The following is a 25120-nucleotide window of genomic DNA, read 5'->3' on the forward strand; positions in this document are numbered from 1 at the left end:
GGAACGGCATAGGTGCCGCTCGGTCCTTTTCGCAATTTCAGGCCCAAACTTCTGCACCCATCGAAAAACTGTTGAACGATCTAGGGCGATACCACGCTCTGCCAAAAGGTCAGTAACATCATGACATGAAAGTGGATAACGGCAATACCAACGCACCGCCAAAAGAATGATGCCCTGCGGAAAACGATGGCGCTTGAAGGGATTTCGACGTTTCATCTCACACCTCAAAATACAAAGTTTGACCAAACAAGTCAGTTAATGCAACAGCCCGTTTGGGTGGCTCCGCGCGAGTTCTTGAAAATCGCTCCTACAATTCACCTTTCAGTTCGTCCGTTAACGCATCGGTAAGCGTAAAATTTCCTCCTAGGGCTACCTTTCCGCTTTTGTTTTATCATTTGCATATTCTTTTCTACGAAGACCGCCTTGTGGGCGAAACCCCATCCACGCGTTTGGATCATCCATAAAGGCGTCAAATTTGCTAGAGCAATGTACATACTTGTTGCGGAGCCTTTTATGCACAACGAGATCAACAGGTTCCCCCGCCATTAATGCCTCTTTTGCCAGAACAATATCCGGATCATCCATGGGAAGATCGTAGTCTGGACCCGAGAGCATGTCTGAAAATGGGAAGCCATCAATTTCCCGTGCTTGTTGGTGCATGTAGTGTAGCGGAATACGAGACAGTCTATTACTCAGCTCCCGTGTCATTATGTATGCGATTTCAAATGAGTAATCTATTACTGGTGGCATTGTCGGAATAATAAATCGCTCAATACTCGATTCTTTAACTGATATTTGCGACTGTGTGGCCCACCCTTCATCCAACATTTTGGTGACTACGGGAGGTAAATCCTTATTGGCAGCCAGATCTAACTCCATTTGCGTTTTTTGACGCGTAAGTAGAGTTTCAGCTCCTGTACGACTTCGGGAAATACCTGAGTATTTATACAATAATCGTTCTTCAGGCCCCGTGTGATACCCCCCGCCTACATCTGTATGGGCTCCAGGGAAAACCTTCTGAATACCTCCGTCTGGCGTATTGCAGTTCAGCCTGAAATTTGTTCTGAATTCATCATTTTCATCGGCCACGAGGTGGACAATCTTTTCCGCGGAGACACCATCTTCTAGATGGACATTTACGTCATAATTGTACGAATTGGTTGCAAGGCCAATCGCGGCTACTGTGTCAAAGATACCAACAAATCTGATTTTAATATTCCGTCCTTCGGGCACCTCAGCTTCATGCACTGTGGGCGAATTAAACAAAATATCCCACATGCTATATTCTGAATATGTCACGCTCCCTTTATTGAAACAGTTCACAAAATATCTGGCGGCTGCAGCACCTCGACTAAATCCAAAGACATCCAAGATTATTTCTTTTGGTTCTGCATCAGGTGAGAGTTCCCTCACTAATGTCCCGATCTCCAAGCAAGCCTTGTAAACTGTATTTTCAACGCCTGCCGGCCCCATGCCGAAAAGTTTTCCCCAGAATTTGTCATCATCTCCCGAAATTGTTCCAATGCCAGGTTGGTACGTCGCCCTGTACCTAGTCTTGGGTCTCCGAATTTTTGATTTGATGGGAACTCAGAAACACATATTTCAAATAGCGTGCCCTCTGGATCTTTCCTTTCAAATCCCTCTCCGAGCATGACATCTAAGTAGGAAAAAGTATAAATGTGATCCATTCGGGTAAACCCAAAGTTGCGGAATCGAGCTGCGCATTCTCTCACGATTTCAAGAGATTCTTGCATGGAAAGGCTTGGTTTTGAGGCTGATACCGCTTCAAAAACATTCGAGGCGATCACTTCTAAGTCACAATTATACTTGGCTCCGTTCAGCGCCTGATATTCTTCCTCTGTCAGAATGAAATTTCGAGATGTAGCTTTCCTACGGTCACATTCGAATATGGCACGGGTACATGTCGGTCCATGCATATCGTTTGACATTACACAGATCGAATGCACGGAACCCCTTCCCGAATATAGCACTTCCCAGCACCAAACTGTATTCAGATTTTCACGTATTTTTTCAAAATATGCCCCAAGGGTTGCACCCTCCCAGAATCTGAATAGGAACCACTTTCCCTTTTCATTTTTGATGCGTGTGAACTTTCTGAAGTGTCTCCATATATCATCGAAATTCGCACGTGATCTGATGTATATACCGGGATCGAGATCCCACATATTTGAAGCCATACCCGCACTGGTGAATATATCGCGGGTGAAGGCGCTGTTCTCTTCCAGTTCGACCAAATAGGGCGCGACATTCTTAAGCTTATCAGCCGTCTCACCTTTGAACAGGCACCGAAATTTCAAACCAGAGTTGGCTAGAAACAATGGCAAATGCAAGACCTTCGCCGCGTCTAGGATGGCGTAGGTTTTCATGGAGGGGACGTTGGCAACGCTTCCATGTTGTTCAACCTCTACTTCCGTCGGCGCGACAATCCCAAACAGCGGTTCTCTTAGCACTTCGGGAACTGATTTTTTTGGATGCGCACCGAATTGATTGTCCAAAGGGGCAAAGCCTCTGATTTCTTTAATGGCTAGGTAGCATTCTGTTTCAATGCTACCGTTTTGCGCTTTCAGCGTAGACAATTGGACCAAATGCCCGGGATGCACTGCCCGCGCAAGTGGTCCAACGTTCTGCTGATGTCCATGTCTCCCGATATATTCTGGAGCAGCAAGGCATTCTTCCACCCAGAGGGTTCTAAACCCGATCCCCTCCAGGTGTGCGGCATTTCTTATGGCAGTCATGTGATCATTCACATTTTGCTCATAGATCATCGTTGGCCGTATTTTGGATACGTTTTGATCAAGCGCCACATGTACATTCCTGAACCGTGTTTTGCGCGTCACCTCGTTCCAATATTCTTGATCACCAGTTTTCAGCGTTTTGCCAGCCGTGTTGATTGATGCATATGTCATTGGTTTTCCCTTCGTGACATGTTGATTTTTGGTCTATGTCCGTGCATCCCGCTAAAAAATGAAGGCGGGTCGGGGATGCCGAAGGCACCAGCTCTGCTGGGCGGAAAAGTTTTGGAATGACTAAGATCAACACAATCGGAACCCGCAAAAATCTGCGCAGCTTTTCAACCCAGCGATAGGTTTCCGAAAAGTTTTTCACTCCTTGACGCGGGTTTATTTTGGAGCCAATCCGGAGGATATAGTTCCAAATATCAGCAGAGCATTCCCGATCAGCCACCGGAGACGCACGACCGGGTTAGAGATTTTGGGAGACAGGATGTAACGCAGGAAACCAGATTCATCTGGGTGACGCAGTGCAATCGTGGATTTCTAAATCTCTAACCCGAACTCGCGTGGCCTCGGTGGCGGGTACTGGATACAAGACGCGCGACTGCGCCACGGGCCAAAGGCACGTTCTATAACACCGCGCGCATTGGCAGACACGTTGACATTTACCTAAAATGTTCTTATTTTGTTCTTATAGATTTTGGAGGATACTATGCAAGCTGCCGCTCATATAATTCGCGAAGATAGCCCCGCACCATACGGCGGGCCCAACCCGATCTTGTTGGCCCCGACACAAAAGCAAATGGCCTATGCACGTAAGATTGCATCCAGCCGCGCGATCACACTGCCTTGGGACGTTCAGCAATCGCGCATCGCGCTTTCTCGTTGGATTGATCGCAATTTGCACACCTCGGCAAAAAGCAATCATTCATCCGATCTGCCGACATCGAAACAAGTTGCCTTTGCCGAACGTGTCGCCACTATCAAGCGCACAAATGTTCCCCGTGAGTGCTTTAAAAGCCGCCAACTCATGAGCAGATGGATCAACGAAAATAAGCCCGCACATCGCCACGCATGACGCCTTTAGGTGTTCTTAGCGAAAGCGCCAGTCTGGTCCAATTTCGGCGTAGTCGGGATTTGGTCAGACACCTAATAATACCTTCAAATCAACCAATACACTTAATTTGAAGGTTAAGCGGCCTGTCCGCTTTGTTCCTTGATACAATGCGTTACCATCGATAGTGTGGATTAAGATGGGGACGGACATAATATGAATATAACCAAATTTACGATATGTGGTTTGATAGCTTTACTTGCAGGATGTACAAACCCAATAAATCATGTTCCAATTGAACAACCTAGGCTGTACTCGCCACCTGCCGCATCGGGTCTGCTCTCTAATAAAACTTTTTTATCTCCGAATACAATTTGTGAACCCATAGGGGAAAACGAATTAACTGTTGATTATCTTGATCATACGGCGACTTTAATCGGATGCCCAGTACACGAAAGAATGGCAATTCAAGACCAACTAGATGCAGGTGCTGAGAAGCTAGATGTCGTTGGTCAGTGGCTGTTGCTTTCATTACCCGACTAATAATTCAAAAGGGCCGGATTAACTCCAGCCCCTTTTTCAATTGTCATTTCACAGATCAAAAGCAATTTGGCACCCAGCTATCAATAACCGCGCCCTGCTCTTTCGTGACCCCCGCTGCGTCACGATAATCTTGATCACTGATCAGCTTGTGCATGATGATGTTTTTCTCGCCCTTTTTCGATTTGGCAAACCCTTTGAAAATATCGCTGGTTTCATCCAACTCAAGCCAGCCCAAAAATATCACATCAAGCTGTGCTGATTTTAGACGTTTGAAACAGTTCTCAACCGTTGGCGTCCAGATTGCCCGAATGTCGGCTCCGGTCTCGGCTTCAATACGCGCCATGAAATTACCGCGTGAGGTTTTTAGGGACTGCGCAAATGCTTCTGTGATCTGAGTATTGCGGTTCTTTTTGCCAAGTTCACGGAATGCTTTGAATGCTTCGCTTTGATCCTCAAGCGCAAGTTCCCCAATAGCGTCATTTTCAATTTCCTGCGTCTCCGTCAGTTCGCCACCGATCCGGCCATCAAGCGTGAACCCATCGTCAATCTCTGGCTTGTTTTGCTCGTGATCAAAGCGCAGTGATAAAAGGGGGCTGTTGCATTAACTGACTTGTTTGGTCAAACTTTGTATTTTGAGGTGTGAGATGAAACGTCGAAATCCCTTCAAGCGCCATCGTTTTCCGCAGGGCATCATTCTTTTGGCGGTGCGTTGGTATTGCCGTTATCCACTTTCATGTCATGATGTTACTGACCTTTTGGCAGAGCGTGGTATCGCCCTAGATCGTTCAACAGTTTTTCGATGGGTGCAGAAGTTTGGGCCTGAAATTGCGAAAAGGACCGAGCGGCACCTATGCCGTTCCAGTTTGAATTGGCACGTTGATGAAACCTATCTCCGAGTAGGTGGGCAATGGCGATATCTGTGGCGCGCCGTCGATGCGAATGGTCAATTGGTTGATTTTCGTTTAACCGCAAGACGTGATGCCAAGGCCGCGAAATCCTTTCTAAGTAAGGCGATTGAGCGTGTTAGATTGCACCGACCTGTTTCAATCATCACGGATAAAGCACCCAGCTATCGTAAAGTAATCCGCGATATAAATTTCCGGTATGATCCGCATTTCGACGGTATTAAGCACATCGATAAAAAGTGGCGAAACAATAGGATCGAAAGCGATCACGCCGCTTTAAAACGGTTGTTGGGTTACAGGCAAAGCTTCAGATCATTACGAACTGCCAAGGCCACTTTGCAAGGAATTGAAACCATTCGAACGATCAAAAACCAACACATCCATTACCCGCGCCCCAGCATTCTGGGTGAGATGGAATTCGTGAAAAATCTGTCCATTATCAGCGCCTGATCGTGGAAGGATCCCGTTCTTCATAAGCCCGTGAAGTTAATGCAACAGTCCCCTGAGGCGTGGGTTCTGGGTGTTGCCTGAACCCGCTTCGGTCTATTCCTTTGCTTTTGAAAACAAGACGGGTGCGTAAAGCACAGCAAATCCTGCGAATGCCATGATCCATGCGGTCGCTGCGATATGCAATAGGAATTCGGGCGTTGGGAAGGCCGCAATCACGCGAACGACCGAGGCGATCAAAATCATCCCGTAGATGAAAACCTCACGCCAAGTTGTGTGCAGCTCGCGCCCAGAATGTCCCAGGCTTGCGCGCGTCATAACGGCCAACATCATGCCGCCCATCGCGCCGCTAAGCCATGCGTGAAGCCCTGCAAGTGATGGCACAGTTTCGGGCGAAATCATAGATAGGCCTTGCAGTAAAAAGCCAAGCGGAACAAAGCTATAAGCAATATGAAGGGCCATTACGATAGGTACAGATGCGGTCTTCTGGCCTTGCCAGCGGGACATGCGAATGATGTGCAGAATACCCGCAGTGAGAAATAAGAAACCCGTGATCAGGTTCGGCATGGCAACCACCCAGGTCAGCAAGGACACTGCCGAAATGCCAACTGTGACCTTGTCAAGCCCATTGAACATAATGGGCAGGTTTTCGGCGCTGTGTTTGATCAGCCAATTGCGTGTGAAGGCCGGGATAATCCGCCCCCCGATGAGGCTGAGGAGCAGAATAATGGCACCAACGGACAGCTTTGCGCCAGGGCTGACAGAGGCATATCCACCTGCCAGCGAAATCACATCAAAGAAGACCTGGCCCATCAAGAACAACAGGATGATCGCCAGAACGGGCATGTTCTTTTGATTGCCGGATTTTAGTAAAATTCGCGCGGAGATGATTAACAGCGCAAGCAAAAATGCGATGTCCAGAAGGATCACCACCACCAGGGGCAGTCCGCCTGACAGCCACACCGCAACCCGCCCCAAAGCCCAAAGCACGGCCAAAAGCGCAAGGGGGGTGCCTGTGATCATCTTGGTGTCGGTCCAATTGGGGATGGCGGTCAACAGAAATCCCCCCAGCACCGCCGGGGCAAATCCGTATAATATGCTGTGCATGTGCCAGTCTTGCGGCAGCATTGCCCCGGATGGTAGCTCGGTTCCAGCTGCCCAAAAGCTGATCCAGGCGATCATCACATAAGCGGCCCACAGTGCGGCCATGAAAAACATGATCCGAAAACCACCTTGCAAGATTGTCGGTGTGGTTTTGATAGGGGCTGTCTTGGGGGATTTGGGCGTGGTCATTGGGTGCTCCTTGCGGCTGGGCCTATCTGAACCGCCGGGCAGGGGAAGTGCAATATGATAATCCGTCGCGCTTATATCCTTCGGCGCGCTTGCATTTCGGCGTTCATGTGGTAGCAGAACAGCAACAAATTTCGGGAGCGCCAGATGGACGATCTAAGACAAAAATACCTGACAGCCATTTCTGCCGCGTCTGATGAAGGCGGTCTTGAAGAGCTGCGCCTGCAAGCCGTCGGCAAAAAAGGCGAAGTCAGCCTAAAAATGCGTGAGCTGGGCAAGATGACTCCGGAAGAACGCCAGGTCTTTGGTCCCAAGCTGAATGCGCTGAAAGACGAAATCAATTCAGCCCTTGCCGCCAAGAAAGAAGCCCTTGGCGATGCCGCTTTGGAAGAACGTCTGAATTCCGAATGGCTTGACGTGACCCTGCCGGGGCGCACGCGTGGTCAAGGCACCATTCACCCGATCAGCCAGGTGTCTGAGGAAATCGCAGCGATTTTTGCTGATCTTGGTTTTTCTGTCGCAGAAGGTCCGCAGATCGAAAACGATTGGTACAACTTTGATGCGCTCAACATCCCACCACACCACCCGGCGCGCCAGGAATTTGACACCTTCTATATGCACCGCGATAAAGATGACGAACGCGCGCCACATGTTTTGCGCACCCATACGTCCCCCGTGCAAATCCGTGAGATGGAAAAAACCGGCGCCCCGATCCGGGTGATTGCGCCGGGTCGTGTGTATCGTTCCGACTACGACCAAACCCACACGCCAATGTTCCACCAGATCGAGGGCATGGCGATTGGCAAAGACATTTCCATGGCGAACCTGAAATGGGTGCTGGAAGAATTCTTCGCGGCCTTCTTTGGCATCGAGGGCATTAAAACCCGTTTCCGCGCGTCGCATTTCCCGTTTACTGAACCTTCGGCCGAGGTCGACATTCAGTGTTCTTGGGTCGATGGACAGCTGCGCATTGGCGAAGGTGACGGCTGGATGGAAGTGCTGGGCTCCGGCATGATGCACCCGAAAGTTCTGCAAGCCGGTGGCGTTGATCCCGACGAATACCAAGGCTTTGCCTTCGGTATGGGCATCGACCGCCTCGCTATGCTGAAATACGGCATCCCCGACCTGCGCGCCTTCTTTGACAGCGACCTGCGCTGGCTGAAACACTACGGCTTCAACCCACTGGCGCAACCAAACCTGCATGGCGGCGTGAGCGGATGACTCCTGAAGCTCTTAAGCTAATCGAAACTTTTCTCCCTGCTGGAATCGCGATTCTGACGATTTTGGGTGGGGGGATAATGTATCAATTGCAAAAGAGTGCAGACCGTAAGAATCAAATCTTGCAAGAAAGACGCGAGCTATACCGGAAGTTTATTGGTAGAGCTCAACAGCTTGAAATACATCGATTAACGAAGAATGAAGCAGCGGCTATTTCCGAGTATCCGGATTTTAAGGTGTTACTTTCCGAGTTGATGGTAACAGCACCCGACGAGGTAGTTGAGACCCTTCGAGAGCTGGACAAATGTGTGGCAGCCTTGCTAGCTAAAACGTTTCAAGCAAATCCAAAAGGCGCACATTTTGGGGATAGTACGGATGAGGCTACACTTCTGAACAATATGTCTAAGGCTTTCGAAACAGCGGTTGTGGCTATGAGGCGTGATAGCTTTAAAAATACAAATTTCACTGTATTGCTAGTAGGTGATTTATTGAAAATCAGCACTGGTATTGTGAAGCGATAAGTTGAGTGAAAGTAATCAAATGACCGAAACTGAAAACGACGACTTCGAAGATCTTCAAAAGACCTATCCTGGCGCGGGCTCTTACCGTTTTGGCGGGTCTCAGGCGCAGTGTGAAAAGCTGCTGAAGCTTGTGCGCACGGGGAAGAAAACTGCGAATTGCGAGGCTTTGCGTGAATTTGCCCAGGAACCAGATGCCCTGCCGAAACCTGGCCGTTGCGATATCGCCACGCTGTGGGATGGCACGCCAACCCTGATCACCCGCACGGTCAGCGTGAACAACATTCGTTTTTGTGACGTGACTGAAGAACAGGCGCGCCAAGAAAGCGATCTGCCGTTGGACGATTGGCGCATGATGCAGCAAAAACATTTCAGTAAATCTGGCGGCTTTGACCCTGAAATGCTGTTGGTGTTTGAGGTGTTTGAAGTTGTCGAAGATCTGCGCGAACGCGTGTAGCAAAAAGGCGTGGGGCGGCTAGCGCCCGACGCTGACAAAACGGGTTGTGCGCCGCGCGCCGTCACAACCGGTAGGCCCAAGAACAGCTTTAAGCGTGGCCGTGTTGCAGCGGGAAAGCTGGCTTGCGAGGCTTGCGCGGAAATGGTTCGTTGGGTCACCAAGTTGGTTAAAGGCGATCACCGAGACCACAAGCCCAAGCGCGAATAAGATACGGGTCGGTCCGCTGAGTTCCATGGCGATTTCCTAACACTCATGATCAAGCTGAATTCATTACCCTTCAAATATGCTGAAATTTGAAAATTTCACGTGTTTTCTTAACAGCTGGTTAACGTGGCGCATTGGGTTTTACAGGGTCATTCTCCGTTAACCACGTGTGAATGTGACGAAAGATGAAGTCCCATAGCCCAGAAACGTATTCTGCCCTTCCCTGCTTAGGCCCAATCGGATAAGCACGTTTCAACCATTAATGCGATGAAAGACTGACCCGTGAAATTCACTTTGTCCTGGCTGAAAACACACCTCGATACCGAGGCTTCTGTTGATGAAATCCTTTACGCTCTGACTGATCTTGGTCTTGAAGTGGAAGAGGTGTCCAATCCCGTTGACCGCCTGAAGGATTTCACTTTGGGGTATGTCGAAACCGCTGAAAAACATCCGGATGCGGATCGTTTGAATGTCTGTCAGGTGAAGACCGACGAAGGCATGAAACAGATCATCTGTGGTGCGCCAAACGCACGCGCTGGCATCACCGTTGTTGTTGCGAAACCTGGCGTTTACGTGCCTGGCATCGACACAACCATTCAGATCGGTAAGATCCGCGGCATCGAAAGTCACGGCATGATGGCCTCTGAACGTGAGATGGAATTATCCGAAGAACATGACGGCATTATTGAGTTGCCTTCCGGCAATGTTGGTGATCGTTTCGTCGATTGGCTGTCTGAAAATGATCCTGCCAAAGTTGACGTGATGATCGACATCGCCATCACGCCAAACCGTCCCGACGCCCTTGGTATCCGTGGCATCGCGCGTGACCTTGCGACCCGTGGTTTGGGTGTGTTGAAACCCGCCCCGACGGCCAATGTTGAAGGCACCTTCAAAGCGCCGTTTAACATCACGATTGATGCGGATACCGCTGATGGTTGCCCTGTTTTCATGGGTCGTTTGATCAAAGGCGTGAAAAACGGGCCAAGCCCTGAATGGCTGCAACGCCAACTGAAAGCCATCGGGTTGCGCCCGATTTCGGCTTTGGTGGATGTGACCAACTTTTTCACCTATGATCAGAACCGTCCTTTGCACGTGTTTGACGCGGATAAAGTGCAAGGTGACCTGCGCATTCACCGCGCCAATGGCGGCGAAACCCTGGTTGCGCTGGATGAAAAAGAATACACAATGCGCGAAGGTATGGTCGTGATTTCCGATGACAATGGCGTGGAAAGCGTTGCTGGCATCATGGGTGGTTTGGCGTCCGGGTGTACGGACGACACGACCAATGTGATATTGGAAGCGGCCTTCTGGGATACCATCCAAATCGCGAAAACTGGGCGTGCGCTGAAGATCAATTCTGACGCGCGTTACCGCAATGAACGTGGCATTGATCCGGCGTTTAACGCCCCCGCGATGGAACTTGCGACCCAGATGATCATCGACCTTTGTGGGGGAGAAGCCTCTGAGGTTGTGATCGCGGGCGAAGTACCCGACGTGGCGCGTGCCTATAAGCTGGACACCGATCGCGTTCAAAGCCTTGTTGGTATGGAAATTTCCCCTGAAACCCAACGTAAGACCCTGACAGACCTTGGTTTTGTCATGGAAGGCGATATGGCCCATGTGCCAAGTTGGCGCCCTGATGTCTTGGGGTCTGCGGATCTTGTGGAAGAAGTCGCACGGGTTGCGTCCCTGACCAAACTGCAAGGCAAACCTATGACACGTGAGAACGTGGGTGTGCCAAAACCGATCCTGACGGCCATGCAGAAACGCGAAGGCATGGCGCGGCGCACAATCGCCACGCTGGGCTATAATGAATGCGTGACCTACAGCTTCATTGACCAGCCAACTGCTGAATTGTTTGAGGGTGGCGCGGATGCGACCAAACTCGACAACCCGATCTCATCTGAAATGAGTCACATGCGCCCGGATCTGCTTCCTGGCCTTCTGCAAGCTGCCAATCGCAACCAAGCGCGCGGTTTCGCGGATATGGCTTTGTTCGAAGTTGGTCCTGCCTTCCATGGTGGTGAACCCGAAGAACAGCACTTGCAAGCCGTAGGCATTTTGATCGGTCACACGGGACCAAAAGACGTGCATGGTGAACGTCGTGCTGTTGATCTCTATGATGCCAAAGCCGACGCCGAAGCCGTGCTGTCCGCGATTGGCGCCCCCGCCAAAGCCCAGGTTCTGCGCAGCGCGCAATCTTGGTGGCACCCTGGTCGTCACGGTAAAATCTGCCTTGGCCCGAAGAAGGTTCTCGCGACCTTTGGTGAAGTTCACCCGAAAATCCTTGCGAAAATGGGCGTCAAAGGCCCAGCCGTTGCTTTCACAGTTCTGCTGGAAGCCGCCCCTTTCGCCAAGAAAAAATCATCTACCCGTGACGCGTTGAAGATCTCTGATCTGCAAGCCGTTGAACGTGATTTCGCCTTTGTGGTGGATGCAGGTGTTGAGGCGCTGAGTATCGTGAATGCGGCGACTGGCTCAGACAAAGCACTGATTGAAAGCGTGCGTGTATTTGACGAATTCATTGGTGGGTCTTTGGGGGATGACAAGAAATCCATCGCAATCACAGTGCGTCTTCAGCCCGGCGAAAAGACCCTGACCGAGAAAGAAATCGAGGCGGTTTCTGAAAAGGTCGTGGCGAAAGTCGCGAAAGCTACGGGCGGCATTCTGCGAAGCTAAGTCCACGACGAAACACGATGATGCGGGGCAGTTTACGGATGTAACTGTCCCGGTGGCAGGTCCGCTTTTTGATCCCAACGGTCAGATAACACTTCGGCCAAGACGTCGAAGACAAGCCGTATGCGGCGGCTGCTGTGTAACTCACTATGTGTGACGAGCCAAACCGGATACTTTAGCGCGGGGCGATCTTCAAGCAGTGGCACGACGTCGGGGTGCAGGCGTGCAAGCTCTTCTGACATCAGGGCGATGCCGTGACCTCGGCGCACAAATTCCCACGCGACAAGCGGCGTTTCACAGCACATTGCGATCTGGTTTTCCTGAACAGTAATGCCAGTTTCTGCTTTCAATACGTCAATCATCTGGGCAGGATTGTCGAAGCCAACGAAGCGGTGGTTGATTAAGTCCAACTCTGTCTGGGGGGTGCCATGGCGGGCAAGATATGCGTGTGATGCAAAAAATCGGGCATTTGCTTCCCGGATTAGACGGGCAAACAACCCGGGCTGGGTTGGCCTGACATGACGTATCGCGATGTCTGCTTCGCGGCGGCTGATATCCTGAACTTCGTTTTCTGCAATGATATCAATGCGTAGGTCAGGGGCCAGCTGTTGAATTTTTTCGACAGCATAGGGCAGCACCCAAGCGGCCATCAAATCTACGGCGGTTATGCGTACAACACCTGAAATGGATTGCGTTTGGCCTGATGCCACGAGAGATACTTGACCTGCGGCTTCCCCCATTGGGCGAATTTTCGCAAGAAGTGCGCGGCCTGGATCTGTCAGAATGAGTGACTTTCCGACCCTTTCAAAAAGTTGAATATTTAGATCGTTCTCAAGCGCTGCAACTTGCCGGCTTAGCGTCGGCTGAGACGCACCTAACACGCGGGCGGCAGCTGATAATGTTCCTTCCTCAGCAGTTACCAAAAAGGCGCGTGCATGGTTCCAGTCAAAGTTTATGTTTTTCCAGTTCATGCAAATATGTATAACATCTCTGCATTTTTTGCCAATTTGTATTTATATTTGCATGTGTATGCTGCCTGTCACAAAGGAGAGCAACATGGTTGATGCGGAGAAATTTTGGGATGGCGTGGCAGCTTCCTATGTGAAAGGCAAAATTGGGGATATGTCGTCCTACGACATGACGCTTGAGCGGGCAGCGGCACATCTGAAGCCAGAAGACAGGGTGATTGAACTGGGTTGTGGTACGGGCATGACCGCGCGGATCTTGGCACCTGGTGTGAAAACTTACATAGCAAGCGACATCTCGGCAGAAATGTTTGCGCAAGGGCAGCGGACGGCACGTGAACACCCCTCAAACATTAACTTTGCCAAGGGGGATACGTCGCAGGTATTGGGAGAGCAGAAAGATTTGAATGCGGTCTTGGCGTTCAATGTGCTGCATTTACTAAAAGATCCAGGAGATGCAATTCGCGCCGCTCATACTGCGCTGAAACCTGGTGGCGTTTTTATTTCAAAAACCCAATGCAATGCGGATGGATTTCAGCTTTTTCATGGCCGAACATGGGTTCTGCGTTTGATGATGTGGATCGCTTTGCCTGTGATGCAGCTTGTTGGGAAGGCGCCTTATGTGAAGCTGCGCAGCGTTCAAGCACAAGAGGCGTTGTTCACCGAAAATGGGTTCGAGATCATCGAAAGCGGTGACTATCCCGCGCAACCACCACGTCGTTTCATTGTCGCCCGTCGCGTGTCGCAAAAAGCCCGCTGATCACAGCGGGCTTTTGTTTAGTGGACTATTGTTTCATCTGGCGGCGTTTGATTGCTTTCAGAGATCCTGTCGCCGACAACCAGCCCATCTGCGCCAGCGCTGACGGGAATGGTCGTGCCATCCATGACATCCCCAGACAGGATCATTTCGGCCAGCCTGTCTTGCAAGGCACGTTGAATCACGCGTTTCAGCGGACGTGCACCAAACACCGGATCATAGCCTTCATCCGCCAGCCAGGTTTTGGCCGCTTGGTCAAGTTCCAGCTTGATCTTGCGCCCTGCCAAACGTTTGCCAAGACGGTTCAACTGGATGTCGACGATGCCGTCCATATCCACCCGGGCAAGTCGATCAAAGATGATGGTTTCATCCAAGCGGTTCAAGAACTCAGGGCGGAAATGGGCGCGTACAGCATCCATGACATCACGTTTCGCATCGACCGCATCCGCGCCCTCAGGCAGTTGCGAAAGCGCCTGCGCCCCAAGGTTTGATGTCAGAATGATCAACGTCTGTTTGAAATCAACAGTCCGTCCTTGCCCATCGGTCAGCACCCCATCGTCAAGCACTTGCAGCAAGATGTTGAACACATCTGGGTGGGCTTTTTCGACTTCGTCAAACAGCACAACCTGATAGGGTTTGCGCCGCACGGCCTCGGTCAAAACGCCGCCCTCATCATAACCAACATAACCGGGAGGGGCGCCAATCAAACGCGACACGGCGTGTTTTTCCATGAATTCGGACATATCAATACGCACCATCGCGCTGTCGTCATCGAACAGAAATTCGGCCACCGCTTTCGTGAGCTCGGTTTTGCCCACGCCTGTCGGCCCAAGGAACAAGAAGCTGCCTAAGGGGCGGCCTTCGTCATTCAGGCCCGCACGCGCACGGCGCACAGCATTGGAAACCGCGGTCACAGGTGATCGTTGTCCGATCACACGTTTGCCCAACTCATCTTCCATACGCAGCAGTTTTTCACGTTCGCCTTCCAGCATCCGCGACGTTGGAATACCTGTCCAGCGTTCCACCACCTGGGCGATCTGTTCCGGGCGGACCGCTTCGGAAACCATCTTGGCATCTTCCAAACCATCGGCCTCTGCGAGGGCTTTTTCGAGATCAGGGATGACGCCGTAAGACAGTTCGCCTGCGCGGGCAAGATTGCCTTCACGTTTGGCGATTTCTAGATCCGCGCGAGCACGATCAAGGCTTTCTTTCATGTTCCGCGCCGAGTTCATCTTATCGCGTTCACCCTGCCATTGTGCTGTCATCTCAGCCGAGCGTTGCTCAAGATCGGATAGCTCCTTCTCAAGCGTATTCAAACGATCTTTGCTGGCGACGTCATTTTCCAAACGAAGGGCTGCTGCTTCGATTTTCTTTTGCAAGATTTCGCGATCCAGCGCGTCCAGTTCTTCTGGCTTGCTGTCGACCTCCATGCGCAAACGCGACGCGGCTTCATCCATCAAATCGATGGCTTTATCGGGCAGAAAGCGATCCGTGATATAGCGATGGGAAAGCGTCGCCGCAGACACCAGCGCATTGTCGGAAATACGCACGCCGTGGTGCATTTCGTATTTTTCCTTGATGCCACGCAGGATGGAAATCGTATCGGAAACAGTGGGTTCCTCGACAACAACGGGCTGAAAGCGCCGCGCAAGGGCTGCGTCTTTTTCCACATGTTTGCGATATTCATCCAATGTCGTCGCACCGACACAGTGCAACTCACCACGCGCCAAAGCAGGCTTGATCAGGTTCGCCGCATCCATTGCGCCGTCGCCCTTGCCCGCGCCCACAAGCGTGTGCATCTCATCAATGAACAGGATGATTTCACCGGCGGCTTCGGTCACTTCTGTCAATACAGACTTCAGGCGTTCCTCAAATTCACCGCGATATTTCGCACCGGCAATCAAAGCGCCCATATCAAGCGACAACAGCTTCTTATTCGCGATGCTTTCCGGCACGTCCCCATTCACAATGCGCAGGGCAAGACCCTCGGCAATCGCGGTTTTCCCGACGCCAGGTTCACCGATCAGAACCGGGTTGTTCTTGGTGCGCCGTGACAGAACCTGCATCGTGCGCCGAATTTCTTCGTCACGACCAATAATAGGGTCTATTTTACCCGCTCGCGCGGCTTCTGTCAGGTCACTGGCGTATTTTTTCAACGCATCATACCCGTCTTCGGCACTGGCAGAATCCGCCGTGCGCCCTTTGCGAATATCATTGATCGCTTCGTTCAGTTTTTGGGCAGACACCTTGCCGGCATCCAATGCGTCTTTCGCCTTTGATTTCACAAGGGCAAGCGCCATCAGGATGCGTTCGACAGGCACAAAGCTGTCACCTGCCTTGGTCGCGATTTTTTCCGCTTCCGCAAGGACCTTGCTGGTTTGTCCGTCCATGTAAACTTGGCCAGAATCACCGGTCACTTTGGCGATTTTTCCCAGCGAAACTTCAAGCATTTCACTGACGCGTTTGGCATCGCCAACGGCAGCCGTAATAAGGTTAGACGCCAGCCCTTGGTCATCATCCAGCAGGGCCTTTAGCAGGTGTTCAGGCCCAAGCCGTTGGTGGCTTTCACGGGTGGCGATTGTTTGGGCCGCTTGCAAAAATCCGCGCGACCGCTCAGTGAACTTTTCGAGGTTCATCACTCTCTCCTTTATCTAAGCGCCCCAAGGAAGATGCCCGCTGTGCGGCACATCCATAGTGGAGCCTCACCCTATAAAATGGGGTGAAAAATGGAAAACTCAAGGGGTGTTAAAATGTTGGTGAAAAAAATACGAAAGAAACAGTCTGTCTCAAAATTGTTCAGAGGATCTTTACCGTTTTCTGTTGGATTAGGGTTAATTCGTCACCTCAGTGGAGCCAGCCATGCCTTTCGACAGCCGGGTTAAAACCGTTTCCCAAAACCAAGGTAAACATCAGTATGAAGGAGAGATCCTATTCACTTCACCGCGTGGGGGCAGGCGGGGTATCCGCATCGCGATTACTGACACCATAATGTGGCCGATTCAGCGTGTAAGCAGAGAGGCATTAAACGTGTCTCGTTTTCGCCGCGTCGCAAAGCGGAATGGGGGGGCGACATGAACGTCGAAATCAATGTAAAACCGGTTCCCATGGTTGTTGTTCGCGCTAAGGAAGGCACACCAATACGCCGTGTTTTACCGCGTGCGGTAAGGGAGTTTTTGCAATCGCCAGTCTCGGTGGTGCGCGTGTCAGAGAAACCGTTTTCCGCCATCACACCTGATCGCGGGCGTGTGGCCGACGATTGGATTGTCCCCTTTCCTGGAGATCCGGGTCCGTTCTAAATTGCAACTGATGCGGCAGCGCAATATTGATTTTGGATGGAAAGCAGATTTCCATCGCTGACCTTGCCCGCTGTCGTCGAAATCCGTATGAGAGGGAAATCCCCTTATACGGAGCGCCCCATGTCCCATTCCCCAGTCGCAGATGATCGCCTAATCGTGGCCCTTGATGTTGCCAATGCAATTGCCGGAATGGAGGTCGCCGCGAAAATCGGTGACGCCGTCAGCTTTTACAAAATTGGCTTGGGCTTGTTGTCTAGCGGCGGCATGGCCTTGGCCAATGAGTTAAAAGCAGAGTTCGGCAAAAAGATTTTCATGGACCTTAAGCTGTTCGACATCGGTGCGACCATCGAAAACGCAGTGCGTGGTCTGACCCAATTTGATCTCGATTTCTTGACCGTTCATGGCGATCCCTATGTGGTGCGTGCAGCGCAGGAAGGAAAAGGGGGCAGTGAGATGAAAATCCTTGCGGTGACGATCCTGACCTCTCTTGATCGTCAAGACCTTGATGGCGCGTTGATTAAGTCTGGCGACATCAAAGACCTGGTGCAGGAACGTGCGGGCAATGCATTCTTGGCGGGTGCCGATGGTGTGATTGCGTCACCACACGAAGCTGCGGTCATTCGCGCGTTGCCAGAAGCCAATGGCAAACTGATCGTGACGCCAGGTGTGCGCCCAATTGGTGCTGACGCAGGTGATCAAAAACGCATCGCGACACCCGCGCAGGCGATCAGCAATGGCGCAAATCATGTGGTGGTGGGGCGCCCAATTTGGCGCGCCGAAGATCCACGGATTGCCGCACAAGACATCATTTCTGAGATCGGGTCTCTCTGAATAAAATGTATTAAAGCAATAAAGGCCGGGGCAGTGCAATCTGTCCCGGCCTTTAGCATTCTTCGAACGATCCTAATCGTTGATGTCGGTTTCCCAGATCTTAGGTTGGTTGTACCGTTTGCCGATCACCCGACGTAGAACCACCCAAGCCAAAAGGGACGCAACAGCAAAGATCACTAAGGTCAGTGGAAAAGACGCCGCAAGCCATCCAGCAATCGGCCCGCCGATGCCGAACAACAATCCGACGAACGCCGCGCCAAGGGCAAAGCCCAATAAGATTACGCCTGGGGCGAGGATCTCAAGGATCCCAAGGATTAACCCGCCCGCAAGCCATGCCCACCAGGTCGTCCAAATCATTTTTTGATTCCTTTCAACATTGCAAAGGCGTCGCCAAACGCATCAAGCGCATTGGACGGCAGCAGAACGGTCTGCTTGCCATCGCCCTTGGCGATATCAGCCAAAGCTTCGACTTGCTTCAATGCAACCTGATATTGCGCCGCTTCGATACCGTTGTCTTTGATGGCTTTTGCCACAACTTCGGTTGCGTAGGCTTCCGCATCGGCGGAGACGCGGCGCGCCTTTGCCTGTTGTTCAACGGCATAAAGTTCGGCGTCCGCATTTAGTTCAACAGAGCGTTTTGTGCCTTCGGCCTCGGTCACCTGTGCGCGGCGCGCACGTTCTGCGTTCAACTGCTGCATCATCGCGTCGCGTGTTGCCTGGTCAAGATTTACGTCAATTATCTCAGCGCGGGTCACTTCAATGCCCCAATCATCCACAGCGCCTTCAACAGCGAGTTTGATTTGCGAAATCAGCTGGTTACGGTTTGATTGAACTTCGTCCAATTCCATTTTGCCAATTTCAGCACGCACGATCCCGGTGACCGTTGTGGCGATCGCAGCGTCTACATCGCGGATACGGTAAACAGTGCGTTCAGGTTCTGTGATGCGGTAAAACACCGATGTTTCGACACGAACCAACACGTTGTCGGTGGTGATTGCATCCTGGCTGGCGTTGGGCAATTGGCGTTCTAGAATCGAAATCTTGTGGGCGACGCGATCAAGGAATGGGATGACAAAGTTGATCCCAGGCCCAAGCACCGAACGTAGACGACCAAACCGTTCAACCACATATTTTTCAGACTGGGGCACGATGCGTACGCCCAGAAAAATACAGAGAATAAGAAAGGCTGCGATCAGCAAGCCAACGATGCCATTGCCGCCGATTGCAGCAAAAATTTCCATTACAATATCCATTTTATGTCCCTCATAGTGTACACTTTATATAGGTCAGAATTGCTGACTTTCAAGGTTGCGTCGATTTCCAGCAATTGTTTTCGCGCCAGTTTCCACATAAATACGGGACATGCCAGCTCTATGTCGTGACTGCCTTGCACAATTTGATGACCCTGATTTGGGCTTGCGTTGCCCTGCCTGTGGGCGGCCGTCTTTGCTTGCGCATCCTGAATTGTTTTCGCTGTCCATTGCGCATATGGATTGCGATGCGTTTTATGCTTCTGTTGAAAAACGCGACAATCCTGAATTGCGTGATAAGCCAGTTATCATTGGCGGAGGCGAGCGCGGCGTCGTATCAACCGCTTGTTATATTGCGCGAATTCGCGGCGTGCGCTCGGCGATGCCAGCGTTCCAAGCGCGCAAGCTTTGCCCGGATGGGGTGTTCGTTCCCCCCAGAATGGAGGCATATGCTGCTGCGTCGCGGCAAGTGCGCGCGATGATGGATGAACTCACGCCCAAAATTGAACCTTTGTCTCTGGACGAAGCTTTTCTGGACCTGACAGGCACGCAAAAACTGCATGGTGCGCCTCCGGCTGTGATGTTGGCCCGCCTTGTGAAGCGGATGAAGGACGAGATCGGGATCACCGGGTCCATCGGTTTGTCACATAATAAGTTTCTCGCGAAAATCGCGTCTGACCTTGATAAACCGCGCGGATATTCTGTGATTGGCAAAGCTGAAACAGCGCAGTTCTTAACCGGTAAATCTGTGCGGATGATTTGGGGGATTGGCCCGGCTGGGCAGCGGTCGCTTGAAAAAGCTGGGGTGCGGATTTTCGATGATCTTCTGCGTTGGGATAAAAGTGACCTGATTGCGCGTTTTGGCAGTATGGGCGAGCGGCTTTACCACCTTGCCCGCGGGAATGATCGGCGCAGTGTGTCCACCAATGACCCCGTCAAAAGTATTTCCAAGGAAACAACTTTTGCGAAAGATAGCAATGACATAGATTTGCTGGATGGACATCTGTGGCGATTGTCGGAGCAGGTGGCGGATCGTGCTAAAGCCCGTGATTTGGCGGGAAGTGTCGTGACCCTGAAGCTGAAACGTTCAAATTTTTCTGCCTTGTCCCGGCGTGTGACCTTGCCCGGTTCGACGCAATTGGGGGATCGAATTTATCGCACAGCACGTGGGTTGTTCGATCAGGTGGCTCAAGAAGGGCCATTTCGTTTGATTGGGGTTGGCATCAGCAATTTGGATGCGGCGGAAGGCGCGGATCAATTCGCTGATCTGTTGGATCCTGATGCTGGAACGCGCGAGAAAGTAGAGCGCGCATCAGATGCGATCCGGGAACGTTTCGGAAAAGATGCGATCGTTAAGGGGCGCTCGCTGAACTAAGCTATTCAGCCGCCAGCAAAGCGCGTGGATCGCGTGCAATATCGGCAATGTCTGAGATGACGTTGTTTAGGATTGCTTTGAATTCATGAAAGTTGGCATTGGGGGTGATATGGGCCTCATTCATGTACAGGCTGCGGTTGATTTCAATTTGCAACGCATGCTGACCCTGTGATGGCCGCCCATACTGTTGCGTAATATATGCGCCTGCAAAGGGAACATTATGCGCAACGGCGAAACCCGCGTTGCGAAACCCTTCAGCAACATGTTTGGTGATTTGGCCAGAACAGGTCGAGCCAAATCGATCGCCGATAACGATGTCTGGGCGTTTGTTGTCATTGCCGGCAACCGAATCAAGGGCCTCGTGGGGCATGGAATGACAATCGATCAACATGGCCTGCCCAAACTTATGCAATGTGTCGCCCATCAGCGAGGCAAGCGCATTGTGATAAGGATACCAATGATCTCGCAGCCGTTGTTCGGCTGTGATCAGCTGCATCTTCCCATGATAAATCGCACGGCCATTTGCAACGACGCGGGGAATCACCCCAAGACCCGAAGCCACGCGCGGGTTGCTGCGCGTTTTGGGCACGTTATGTATTAAGGCGCCATCAAGTTCATCGACGGCTCTGTTCAAATCCACATAAGCGCGCGGGGTGTTTGCGCATAGCAAAGGCGCACCAAATTCGGGTGCATCTTCAAACAATACATCAACGAAGGCATCTTCAGAGCTGCGCAGGCGGAGTTGATCCAAAACACTGCTTTGTAAGAAGCTATTCGTATATGCACGCCCCGAATGTGGCGACGCGAAAATCACAGCGGTGGATTGTGACCTTGGGCGTGTGATGTGGAATGGTAAGTCGCTCATGCTGAAATCAATATCATTAATTTGCATGTGATAAAACTCCTTTGCCAAAAGCCCTTGATCCCCAGATCGACTCCTTTTATAGACACCGGACAGACGCGGCCCAATCCGCGTCCCTTTTGTTTTATACAACACTTGTCATTGTTGTTCTAAGGGGCTAGATGGGGCGGCAACGGCGGATGATTAGCTCAGCGGTAGAGCACTTCGTTGACATCGAAGGGGTCACTGGTTCAATCCCAGTATCGTCCACCATTCCCCTCCTGGGAATAAAACAAGGTACAGTCATCGGATGAGCCGATGATGCAGAGATTTAACCCGAGGCGCACGTTTCTTGCGCGCCGCGATATGAGGATAGACTTATGAAAGTCAAGAACTCGCTCCGCTCGCTCAAGAACCGTCACCGCGATTGCCGCGTTGTACGTCGTAAGGGCCGTGTTTATGTGATCAACAAAACACAGCGCCGGTTCAAAGCTCGTCAGGGCTAAGCTGAACCAGCTTTAGAATTTAGAAGGTCGTTCCTACAAGGGAGCGGCCTTTTTTGTGCTTTCCGCTGAAAATCTTGCGTTATGATTGCCATGGAATACAACGCATCTCACTCTTGATCTGTCAGAAGGCGAAGGCCAGCAAGGCCAAAAAATGTGCCAAGCGTGCCTTGAATGGCTCGGCGCGCCCGCCCGTAAATGCGAACCATTGCGGGGGTCGAGAAAGCCAAGGCATATAGGAAGTGAATCACTACGGACAGAATGAATGTGCCACAGACAATCGCTCCGGCAACCCAAAGTGGGGCGCCTGGCACTAGGCCGAGCGAGATAATAGCGATCCACGCCAACGCTGCTTTTGGGCTGGTATCGGATGTGATCAGTTGGTCGCGTGATAGTGTGTTTAAATCGAAAATGACCGCATCGTCCCTTTAGGCGGCCTTCATCATTGATGCATTCGATATGCTTCGACGGCCATGCGCACACCAGCTGCCGCCCCGCTTAAGGGGGTGGGGCCAATGTTGTTTGCCCCAATTCGGTAGGTGACGCTGGTTTGACTGCCGCTGGTTTCTTCAAAGAAAACGACAACTTCTTCACCGTGTCGCGCAAAGGCGCTTTGCAGCAATTCCCGTGTGTCTTCCTGAGTGAAGCGGCGATTTCCGCTGTTTCCCCAAGATACCATCGCCAGGATTGCGACCTGTTTTCCGGTGCCTTCCAGCGCTTGTTGTTCGCGGGTGATTGCCAAGGGGGCGGCCGTTCCGGTGAAGTAATACCATGCCCCACTGATCGTTGCGGGCGCTGCGAGCACCACAAAGATGATCGCAAGCGTCAGAACCCGGTGTTCCGAGCGTTTGATAACGATCTTTGGGGGGGATGACTTTACTTCTGACATAGGCGCTCTCAATGTTGGCTTATGTCTATCTGTACCCCGAGGCCATTTGGATTAGGTTAATGGCCCCGGAGTTATTTTATTTAAGCACGAACGAGTTTCTCGTAACTCTCTGAAATATCACGTGCAATGTCGCCCACTTCAAAGGTGTGCTCGCCGATTTGACCCACTGGCGTCACTTCGGCAGCGGAACCGGTCAACCAGCATTGTTCAAAATCAGCCAGTTCTTCGGGCATGATGTGGCGCACGTGAACCTTGATGCCTTTTTCTTCCAACATCTTGATCACGGTTTGACGGGTCAGGCCGTTCAAGATCGCATCCGGCAGGGGCGTGTGCACTTCGCCGTCTTTCACGAAGAAGATATTCGCGCCGGTCGCCTCAGCAACATAACCGCGATAATCCATGAACAGCGCGTCAGAACAGCCTTTGGCCTCAGCTGCATGTTTGGACATGGTGCAGATCATGTAAAGACCAGCAGCTTTGGCAGCCGTTGGAATGGTTTCCGGGCTTGGTCGCTTCCATTTCGCGATATCAAGCTTGGCGCCCTTCATCTTGGCGTCACCGTAATAATTGCCCCAAGACCAAGCAACAACAGCCATGCGCACAGGGTTACGTGCCGCTGAGACACCCATGTCTTCACCTGACCCACGCCATGCAACAACACGCACGTAAGCATCGGTCAGACCATTGGCTGCGACGACTTCTGCCTTCGCAGCTTCGATTTCATCAACAGTGTATGGGATGGGCATATCCATCAACTCACCGGATTTGTGAAGCCGTTCTGAGTGCTTGCGCGACAGGAAGATTTTGCCGCCATAGACGCGCTCGCCTTCAAACACAGAAGAGGCATAGTGCAAACCATGGGTGAGGATATGGACGTTGGCATCGCGCCATTCAATCAGCTTGCCATCCATCCAGATTTTGCCGTCGCGGTCATCATAGCCGGTCATTGCTTTGGTCCTTATTGTCTCTCCGACGTATCGGAATTTGCAAAAATTACGTTTAAAGGTCCGTATCGGACATTTTATTGCGTAAAAAGTGATGATTGGTACGAATTGATTCTTGGAAAGTCAACATAGCTGACATAAAATCGGGAAAAATGTGAAGAGACGCCATCTAGGCATCGAAAAGGGGCAGGCATGGACGACAGATCAGGATCGGATGCGTTGGATGGCGGGGGGCTGCTGTTTCTGACGGATGAGCAGCTTCTCAAAGGCAGCGAGGCGATGTTTTTCGCCTATCGTGGCTTCACTGCGGATCCGGACCGGATTTTGGCCGATAGCGGCTATGGTCGCGCACATCACCGGGCGATTCACTTTATCGGGCGCACACCTGGGACCACGGTGAACAATCTGCTCGCTATTTTGGGGGTGACCAAGCAAAGCCTGAATCGCGTATTGCGGTCTCTGATCGAAGACGGTTTGGTGGAAAGCCGCGTTGGCACCAAGGACAAGCGCGAGCGGCATTTGTTTTTAACCGATACAGGCGATGCGTTGGATCGATCTTTGTCAGATGCGCAGCGGGCACGTATGCGCGCTGCCTATTCAGCGGCAGGGCCTGAGGCTGTGCAGGGGTTCCGTAAAGTGCTAGAAGCCATGATGGACCCAGATATGAAACGACGGTTTAACCGTATGCGGGAAGGCGAAAAACGATGAACACTGACGCCCATTTGTTGATCGTGGATGACGATGAACGCATACGCACCTTGCTGCAGAAATTTTTGATTCGGAACGGGTTTTTAGTTTCGACCGCCCGTGATGCCGCACATGCACGTAAGATCCTGTCTGGCTTGGAATTTGATTTGATCATCATGGATGTGATGATGCCCGGCGAGGATGGAACCACCCTTACGCGCAGTCTACGTGAACATTTGAAAACGCCGATCATTTTGCTGACGGCAAGGGGTGAAACGGAAGACCGTATTCAAGGGCTTGAGGCCGGTGCGGATGACTATCTTGCAAAACCATTTGAGCCGCGAGAATTGTTGCTGCGGGTGAATGCGATTTTGCGCCGTGCGCCTGCCACTCAGGTGCAAAATCAGGGGCCGAAAGTTTTGAATCTTGGTCCCGTGCGTTACGATGTGGATCGCGGTGAAATGTGGCAGGGCGAGGGGCTTGTGCGGTTGACCGCGACCGAAAGCCAGTTGATGCGGATTTTCTCAGAGAAGCCAGGGGCTGCCGTTAGCCGCGCGCAATTGGTGGAAGATCTTGGTCGTTCTGGTGGGCAAGCCCAGGAACGCGCCGTGGATGTTCAGATCACCCGTCTGCGCCGTAAAATCGAAGCCGATCCCAAGCAACCCCGTTACCTGCAAACCGTGCGCGGCGAAGGTTATATGTTGGCGCCGGACTGAG

At 51.6% G+C, this 25120-nt stretch carries 29 protein-coding genes, 1 tRNA gene and 1 pseudogene; 16 read left to right on the forward strand and 15 right to left on the reverse strand.

Translation table 11 applies throughout. The features are described from left to right. From RJ38_RS19515 to RJ38_RS19070, 4 genes and pseudogenes are all read right to left on the reverse strand, one after another. A pseudogene (locus RJ38_RS19515) lies at positions 1-216 on the reverse strand (IS6 family transposase); the annotation flags it as partial. 153 nt (positions 217-369) lie between these two features. Beyond that, positions 370-1473 (reverse strand): T6SS phospholipase effector Tle1-like catalytic domain-containing protein, encoded by a 1104-nt coding sequence (locus tag RJ38_RS12895; protein WP_202903890.1) that lies wholly within the window; start codon positions 1471-1473, stop codon positions 370-372. Beyond that, positions 1413-2927 (reverse strand): DUF4123 domain-containing protein, encoded by a 1515-nt coding sequence (locus RJ38_RS18200; protein ID WP_052245382.1) that lies wholly within the window; start codon positions 2925-2927, stop codon positions 1413-1415. Before RJ38_RS18200 ends, RJ38_RS12895 begins: the two co-directional genes overlap by 61 nt. Next, complete coding sequence (locus RJ38_RS19070) at positions 2878-3204, reverse strand: hypothetical protein (protein WP_162183572.1); 327 nt, start codon at positions 3202-3204, stop codon at positions 2878-2880. The genes RJ38_RS18200 and RJ38_RS19070 overlap by 50 nt, the downstream gene beginning before the upstream one ends. Positions 3205-3465: 261 nt before the next feature. Here RJ38_RS19070 and RJ38_RS12900 point away from each other — a divergent pair, with 261 nt between their 5' ends. Both RJ38_RS12900 and RJ38_RS18905 read left to right on the forward strand, forming a co-directional pair. Then, entirely contained in the window at positions 3466-3831 is a 366-nt protein-coding gene (locus RJ38_RS12900; RefSeq protein ID WP_420319420.1) for a hypothetical protein, read from the forward strand. A gap of 192 nt (positions 3832-4023) precedes the next feature. Next, positions 4024-4350, forward strand: a complete 327-nt coding sequence (locus RJ38_RS18905) for a hypothetical protein (protein WP_156121861.1) — start codon at positions 4024-4026, stop codon at positions 4348-4350. 55 nt (positions 4351-4405) lie between these two features. On the opposite strand, the gene RJ38_RS12905 is transcribed toward RJ38_RS18905, so the two are convergent. Beyond that, positions 4406-4693 (reverse strand): hypothetical protein, encoded by a 288-nt coding sequence (locus RJ38_RS12905; protein WP_039019302.1) that lies wholly within the window; start codon positions 4691-4693, stop codon positions 4406-4408. 102 nt (positions 4694-4795) lie between these two features. Between RJ38_RS12905 and RJ38_RS18910 the strand changes: the two genes are divergently transcribed. Further along, positions 4796-4933 (forward strand): hypothetical protein, encoded by a 138-nt coding sequence (locus tag RJ38_RS18910; RefSeq protein ID WP_156121862.1) that lies wholly within the window; start codon positions 4796-4798, stop codon positions 4931-4933. A 61-nt stretch (positions 4934-4994) separates the two neighbouring features. Beyond that, a complete protein-coding gene (locus RJ38_RS12910) occupies positions 4995-5705 on the forward strand; it encodes an IS6 family transposase (RefSeq protein ID WP_039019303.1) in 711 nt (236 codons plus the stop codon). A 93-nt stretch (positions 5706-5798) separates the two neighbouring features. On the opposite strand, the gene RJ38_RS12915 is transcribed toward RJ38_RS12910, so the two are convergent. After that, positions 5799-6995, reverse strand: a complete 1197-nt coding sequence (locus RJ38_RS12915) for an NnrS family protein (RefSeq protein ID WP_052245383.1) — start codon at positions 6993-6995, stop codon at positions 5799-5801. A 144-nt stretch (positions 6996-7139) separates the two neighbouring features. Here RJ38_RS12915 and pheS point away from each other — a divergent pair, with 144 nt between their 5' ends. The 3 genes from pheS to RJ38_RS12930 are packed head-to-tail and all read left to right on the forward strand — an operon-like array spanning position 7140 to position 9185. Then, a complete protein-coding gene (pheS, locus tag RJ38_RS12920) occupies positions 7140-8213 on the forward strand; it encodes a phenylalanine--tRNA ligase subunit alpha (protein ID WP_039019304.1) in 1074 nt (357 codons plus the stop codon). Continuing rightward, on the forward strand, positions 8210-8731 hold the full coding sequence (locus RJ38_RS12925) for a hypothetical protein (protein WP_039019305.1): 522 nt from the start codon (positions 8210-8212) through the stop codon (positions 8729-8731). The genes pheS and RJ38_RS12925 overlap by 4 nt, the downstream gene beginning before the upstream one ends. 19 nt (positions 8732-8750) lie before the next feature. Continuing rightward, positions 8751-9185 carry an ASCH domain-containing protein gene (locus RJ38_RS12930; protein WP_039019306.1) on the forward strand — a complete coding sequence of 145 codons (435 nt, stop codon included), beginning with the start codon at positions 8751-8753 and terminating at the stop codon, positions 9183-9185. 18 nt (positions 9186-9203) lie between these two features. Here RJ38_RS12930 and RJ38_RS12935 read toward each other — a convergent pair whose 3' ends face one another. Further along, the gene (locus RJ38_RS12935; protein WP_039019307.1) at positions 9204-9419 is read right to left on the reverse strand and encodes a hypothetical protein; all 216 of its coding nucleotides are present in this window, start codon (positions 9417-9419) and stop codon (positions 9204-9206) included. A gap of 252 nt (positions 9420-9671) precedes the next feature. Between RJ38_RS12935 and pheT the strand changes: the two genes are divergently transcribed. Further along, entirely contained in the window at positions 9672-12068 is a 2397-nt protein-coding gene (pheT, locus tag RJ38_RS12940) for a phenylalanine--tRNA ligase subunit beta (RefSeq protein WP_039019308.1), read from the forward strand. Positions 12069-12100: 32 nt separating this feature from the next. On the opposite strand, the gene RJ38_RS12945 is transcribed toward pheT, so the two are convergent. After that, positions 12101-13036, reverse strand: coding sequence for a LysR family transcriptional regulator (locus tag RJ38_RS12945; RefSeq protein ID WP_052245384.1), 936 nt, complete (start codon positions 13034-13036; stop codon positions 12101-12103). An 85-nt stretch (positions 13037-13121) separates the two neighbouring features. Between RJ38_RS12945 and RJ38_RS12950 the strand changes: the two genes are divergently transcribed. Beyond that, the gene (locus tag RJ38_RS12950; protein WP_039019309.1) at positions 13122-13790 is read left to right on the forward strand and encodes a class I SAM-dependent methyltransferase; all 669 of its coding nucleotides are present in this window, start codon (positions 13122-13124) and stop codon (positions 13788-13790) included. A gap of 17 nt (positions 13791-13807) precedes the next feature. On the opposite strand, the gene clpB is transcribed toward RJ38_RS12950, so the two are convergent. Further along, complete coding sequence (clpB, locus tag RJ38_RS12955) at positions 13808-16423, reverse strand: ATP-dependent chaperone ClpB (protein ID WP_039019310.1); 2616 nt, start codon at positions 16421-16423, stop codon at positions 13808-13810. 435 nt (positions 16424-16858) lie between these two features. On the opposite strand from clpB, the gene RJ38_RS12965 reads away from it, so the two are divergent. Together RJ38_RS12965 and pyrF are read left to right on the forward strand one after the other, a co-directional pair. After that, entirely contained in the window at positions 16859-17083 is a 225-nt protein-coding gene (locus RJ38_RS12965) for a hypothetical protein (protein ID WP_039019312.1), read from the forward strand. Between the two features lie 120 nt (positions 17084-17203). After that, positions 17204-17914 (forward strand): orotidine-5'-phosphate decarboxylase, encoded by a 711-nt coding sequence (gene pyrF / locus RJ38_RS12970; protein ID WP_039019313.1) that lies wholly within the window; start codon positions 17204-17206, stop codon positions 17912-17914. A 72-nt stretch (positions 17915-17986) separates the two neighbouring features. On the opposite strand, the gene RJ38_RS12975 is transcribed toward pyrF, so the two are convergent. After that, positions 17987-18271: an NfeD family protein gene (locus RJ38_RS12975; RefSeq protein WP_039019314.1), complete on the reverse strand. Its 285-nt coding sequence runs from the start codon at positions 18269-18271 to the stop codon at positions 17987-17989. Next, a complete protein-coding gene (locus tag RJ38_RS12980; RefSeq protein ID WP_039019315.1) occupies positions 18268-19167 on the reverse strand; it encodes an SPFH domain-containing protein in 900 nt (299 codons plus the stop codon). The genes RJ38_RS12975 and RJ38_RS12980 overlap by 4 nt, the downstream gene beginning before the upstream one ends. 109 nt (positions 19168-19276) lie before the next feature. Here RJ38_RS12980 and RJ38_RS12985 point away from each other — a divergent pair, with 109 nt between their 5' ends. Next, positions 19277-20539, forward strand: a complete 1263-nt coding sequence (locus tag RJ38_RS12985) for a DNA polymerase IV (protein ID WP_039019316.1) — start codon at positions 19277-19279, stop codon at positions 20537-20539. 1 nt (position 20540) lies between these two features. On the opposite strand, the gene RJ38_RS12990 is transcribed toward RJ38_RS12985, so the two are convergent. Beyond that, entirely contained in the window at positions 20541-21431 is an 891-nt protein-coding gene (locus RJ38_RS12990) for an N-formylglutamate amidohydrolase (RefSeq protein ID WP_337588976.1), read from the reverse strand. Between the two features lie 147 nt (positions 21432-21578). Here RJ38_RS12990 and RJ38_RS12995 point away from each other — a divergent pair. After that, positions 21579-21653 (forward strand) — tRNA-Val (locus RJ38_RS12995). 107 nt (positions 21654-21760) lie between these two features. Further along, positions 21761-21886: a type B 50S ribosomal protein L36 gene (gene ykgO / locus RJ38_RS18555; RefSeq protein ID WP_008562923.1), complete on the forward strand. Its 126-nt coding sequence runs from the start codon at positions 21761-21763 to the stop codon at positions 21884-21886. Between the two features lie 107 nt (positions 21887-21993). Here ykgO and RJ38_RS13000 read toward each other — a convergent pair whose 3' ends face one another. The 3 genes from RJ38_RS13000 to RJ38_RS13010 all read right to left on the reverse strand — a co-directional run bounded on the left by RJ38_RS13000 (position 21994) and on the right by RJ38_RS13010 (position 23719). Next, a complete protein-coding gene (locus RJ38_RS13000) occupies positions 21994-22296 on the reverse strand; it encodes a LysE family transporter (RefSeq protein ID WP_156121863.1) in 303 nt (100 codons plus the stop codon). Positions 22297-22325: 29 nt separating this feature from the next. Then, on the reverse strand, positions 22326-22772 hold the full coding sequence (locus RJ38_RS13005) for a hypothetical protein (RefSeq protein WP_039019317.1): 447 nt from the start codon (positions 22770-22772) through the stop codon (positions 22326-22328). 80 nt (positions 22773-22852) lie between these two features. Beyond that, entirely contained in the window at positions 22853-23719 is an 867-nt protein-coding gene (locus tag RJ38_RS13010; protein ID WP_039019318.1) for a branched-chain amino acid aminotransferase, read from the reverse strand. 189 nt (positions 23720-23908) lie between these two features. Between RJ38_RS13010 and RJ38_RS13015 the strand changes: the two genes are divergently transcribed. After that, on the forward strand, positions 23909-24424 hold the full coding sequence (locus RJ38_RS13015) for a MarR family winged helix-turn-helix transcriptional regulator (protein ID WP_039019319.1): 516 nt from the start codon (positions 23909-23911) through the stop codon (positions 24422-24424). After that, positions 24421-25119: a response regulator gene (locus RJ38_RS13020; protein WP_039019320.1), complete on the forward strand. Its 699-nt coding sequence runs from the start codon at positions 24421-24423 to the stop codon at positions 25117-25119. Before RJ38_RS13015 ends, RJ38_RS13020 begins: the two co-directional genes overlap by 4 nt. The last annotated feature ends 1 nt before the right edge of the window (position 25120 follow it).

Source organism: Halocynthiibacter namhaensis (assembly GCF_000812685.1).
Classification (GTDB): Bacteria; Pseudomonadota; Alphaproteobacteria; order Rhodobacterales; family Rhodobacteraceae; genus Halocynthiibacter; species Halocynthiibacter namhaensis.